Source organism: Actinomadura sp. KC345, from assembly GCF_004348515.1.
Taxonomy (GTDB): domain Bacteria; phylum Actinomycetota; class Actinomycetes; order Streptosporangiales; family Streptosporangiaceae; genus Spirillospora.
Genome location: NZ_SMKH01000496.1, coordinates 1 through 3,158, shown reverse-complemented (window position 1 = coordinate 3,158; position 3,158 = coordinate 1). Strand labels below are relative to the sequence as shown.

Below are 3,158 nucleotides of genomic sequence, written 5' to 3'. Positions count from 1 at the left end.
GCCCTGACCACCGGCCCCTCACCACCGGCCCGGGTGGCCGGATGCGGTTAGATCATGATGTTCATGGCGGCGAGGGTTCTGGAGGCAAGGTCGCGGTCGCCGGTGGTGTGGACGGTGACGGCGTCGGGGGTGCAGCGGCCGGTGGTCAGGCGGACATAGGTCTCCCAGTCCATGGCCAGCTCGGCGGTCGGGGCGTCGGGGGCGGTCCAGTGGCCGCGGCCGTCGTCGCCGACGCGGACGGCCACGTGGAAGTCGAGCGGGTCGGAGATCGTGAACGCCACGATCTGGCCCGGTTCGGCCTTAGCGCGGCGGGCCGCGATGATGGGCAGGCCCTTGCTCAGCAGCTCCCAGAAGCAGTGCGCGGCCGGTGCGTCCAGGTTGCCGGGGCGCCCGACCGCGCGGCGGACGTCCTGCTCGTGCGTCCAGCAGTCCATCGCGCGGAACTTCATGAGGTGGGCGTAGGTGCCGCCGTTGCCGTCCGGCAGCGTGACGGCGCGGTCGGGGTCGATGCCGGGCAGCTGGGCCAGGCGGCGTTCGAGGACGTCCGCCAGCTCCGCCGCCACGGCCGGCCCCGGCACGGGACGGCGCACGTGCACCGCGGCCTCCAGCGACCGGCCGAACTCGGTGCGGATGTGGTCGAACTCGGGCACGTCGATGTCGGGCGGGGGGTCGCCGAGCAACCCGAGTTCGACGCCGACGAGGTGCGAGAGCTGGTCCTTGACCGTCCAGCCGGGGCATTCGGTCGGACGCTCCCAGTCGGCGTCGCCGAACTCCGCGGCGAGGGCGACGGTCGATCGGACGGTCTGCTCGTAGGCGGCGGTGGTGGCGCGCATCGGCTCGTTCATTCCGGCCCCTTCCCTCGGGCCTCAGAGCTTACGACCCGCCCGCCTCGCATGCCGCCCCCGCCCTGTGCGTGCCGATCGCGGGGGCGTGATGGTTTCATGAACGTCCATGAGCGCCCAGCCGAACTTCGTCGAGCCCGGCGCGCCGCCCCCGGCGGACGGCGGCCCGTTCCTGGTCCTGGCGAGCGCGCGGCAGCGGGTGGCCGCCCGCCTGATCGACCTCGTGACCGCCGTGATGGCGCTGATGACGCCGCAGTTCGTCCTGATGGGCCTGGTCATCGGCGTGGACGGCGACCGGTTCTCCGACCTGGTCGCCCCCATGACGCTGGTGGCCATGCTGACCATGGTGTGGATCTGGATGTTCCTGCGGGTCGTCCGGCTCGTGCTGTGGGGCTGCACGGTCGGGCAGCGCATCGCCGGGATCCGCGTGGTCGGCCTGGACGATCTCCGGTATCCGGGCTGGAAGCGGGCGTTCAAACGCTGGATGCCCACCTGGGGCGGGCGCGGCACCCCGGCGATGTCTCCCTGGGGAGACGTCGCCAGCTACCGGAAGGACCCGCGGACCCGGAGCTGCCTGCACGACCTGGCCGCGGGGACCGTGGTGATCCAGGCCGGGAAGGACGAGCCGGTGCACCGCGCCGCGCTCGCCCTGCTGCTCCCGGCCGTCGCTCTGGCGCTCGTGCTCGGGTTCCACGCAGTCGCTTGAAGACTTCAGGCGCGGGGGCGGCAGTGGATCTGCAGGCCGGGCGTCGTGCTCCAGCCGATCAGGCTGAACAGCTTGTCGATGTGGGACGACACCGAGTGCAGGACGAGCATCCGGCCCTGCACGTGCAGATCCCGCGCGGCGAGGGCGAAGGTGCGCAGGCCCGCGACGTCGACGAAGTCCACGGCGGCCAGGTCGACGTGGACGTCGCCGGGCGCCCGCTCCTGGACGGCGTGGAGGGCGCGCTTGACCTCGCGCGCGTTCGAGACGTCGATCTCGCCGGCCATCCGCAGCCGCGGCGCGGCGGACACGGCGGTGATGCGCAGGAGCGCGGTGTCGTGCTCGACGAGGTCGTAGCGGGGAGCCGCCCGCTCCCCCGACTCCAGGCCGCCGTCACCATCGGTGATACGCCAGACCGTCATCCGCTCCTCGCCTCGGCCCTGGGCGCCGCTACCGGAGGCGGGCCCGTGTATGCCAGGCTCTCATCTGTCGGCACCTTCTGGACCCCATCGGGGCGGGAAATCCATCATTGCGCGAAAATCGTCATCGCGCGGGACATCCACGACTGGAGCCATTTCATGGATGAGAAGGCGATCCTGCAACATATCAACGAGTTCATCGAGGAAGAGCACGCGCTGCGCAGGGCCCACGAGCGCGCGGAGACCGGCGACGCCGACGCGCAGCGGCGCCTGCGGCAACTGGAGGTCGCGCTGGACCAGTGCTGGGACCTGCTCCGCCAGCGGCGAGCCCGCATCGCGGCGGGACAGAACCCGGACGAGGCCGAGATCCGTCCCGCCGCCGAGGTCGAGGGCTACCGGCAGTAGCCCGCGCGGGCCGTCACGGGACCATCCAGTCCAGGACCGGGGTGGCCTGCAGGCCGGTCAGCACGCACATCCCGGCCAGGAACAGCAGGCTCCAGAGCACGACGCGGCGGAAGATGTCGCCCTCCCGTCCGTCCAGGCCGACGGCCGCCGCCGCGATGGCGAGGTTCTGCGGGGAGATCATCTTGCCGAGGACGCCGCCGGAGCTGTTGGAGGCGGCCATCAGGACCGGCGAGAGGTCCGCCTTGCCGGCCGCGGTGACCTGCAACGCGCCGAACAGGGAGTTCGACGAGGTGTCCGAGCCGGTGACGGCGGTACCGAGCCAGCCCAGGATCGGGGACAGCACGGCGAACGCGGCGCCGGCCCCGGCCATCCAGGTGCCGAGCGTGACGGTCTGGCCGGACGCGTTCATCACGAACGCCAGGCCGAGGACGGCCATCACCGTGACGATCGCCCACTTGAGCTGGTCGAGCGTCGTCCAGTAGGCGCGCAGGGCGGCGCCGGACCCGACGCGGAGCGCCGCCATGGTGAGGAACCCGGCGACCAGCATCTGGGTGCCGGGCGTCGTCAGGTAGTTGAAGGTGAACTCGGGCAGGGAGAGGGGCTCGCCGGTCGGTCCCGTGAGGTCCAGGCCGGGCCAGGAGAACGTGATCGTGGCCTTGTCCAGGAGGTCCTTGACCGCCCCGATCTGGCAGACGACGAAGACGGCGATGATGATCGCGTACGGGGCGTAGGCGCGGACGACCTCGGGGCGGGGGTCCCGTCCGCCGCTCGCGTCCCGCTCCTCGACCC

Annotated in this window: 5 protein-coding genes; 2 read left to right on the top strand and 3 right to left on the bottom strand. The window is 72.0% G+C overall.

The genetic code is table 11. From position 1 onward, the window contains the following. Nucleotides 1-47: 47 nt before the first annotated feature. On the bottom strand, nt 48-845 hold the full coding sequence (locus tag E1281_RS38795; RefSeq protein WP_131884678.1) for a maleylpyruvate isomerase family mycothiol-dependent enzyme: 798 nt from the start codon (nt 843-845) through the stop codon (nt 48-50). A gap of 106 nt (nt 846-951) precedes the next feature. Here E1281_RS38795 and E1281_RS38790 point away from each other — a divergent pair, with 106 nt between their 5' ends. After that, nucleotides 952-1,548: an RDD family protein gene (locus E1281_RS38790; protein ID WP_131884677.1), complete on the top strand. Its 597-nt coding sequence runs from the start codon at nt 952-954 to the stop codon at nt 1,546-1,548. Between the two features lie 5 nt (nt 1,549-1,553). Here the strand turns inward: E1281_RS38790 and E1281_RS38785 are convergent, their stop codons facing one another. Continuing rightward, complete coding sequence (locus E1281_RS38785) at nt 1,554-1,967, bottom strand: STAS domain-containing protein (RefSeq protein ID WP_131884676.1); 414 nt, start codon at nt 1,965-1,967, stop codon at nt 1,554-1,556. Nucleotides 1,968-2,123: 156 nt separating this feature from the next. Here E1281_RS38785 and E1281_RS38780 point away from each other — a divergent pair, with 156 nt between their 5' ends. Beyond that, nucleotides 2,124-2,369, top strand: coding sequence for a DUF2630 family protein (locus tag E1281_RS38780; protein WP_131884675.1), 246 nt, complete (start codon nt 2,124-2,126; stop codon nt 2,367-2,369). Between the two features lie 13 nt (nt 2,370-2,382). Here E1281_RS38780 and E1281_RS38775 read toward each other — a convergent pair. Continuing rightward, nucleotides 2,383-3,158, bottom strand: a 776-nt coding sequence (locus tag E1281_RS38775) for an L-lactate permease (protein ID WP_131884674.1), incomplete at its 5' end; no start/stop codon positions are given.

Bases quoted from the DNA above. Each gene is read 5' to 3' on its own strand.
- E1281_RS38780 (WP_131884675.1), top strand. From the start codon at position 2,124: ATGGATGAGAAGGCGATCCTGCAACATATCAACGAGTTCATCGAGGAA.
- E1281_RS38790 (WP_131884677.1), top strand. From the start codon at position 952: ATGAGCGCCCAGCCGAACTTCGTCGAGCCCGGCGCGCCGCCCCCGGCG.
- E1281_RS38785 (WP_131884676.1), bottom strand. From the start codon at position 1,967: ATGACGGTCTGGCGTATCACCGATGGTGACGGCGGCCTGGAGTCGGGG.
- E1281_RS38795 (WP_131884678.1), bottom strand. From the start codon at position 845: ATGAACGAGCCGATGCGCGCCACCACCGCCGCCTACGAGCAGACCGTC.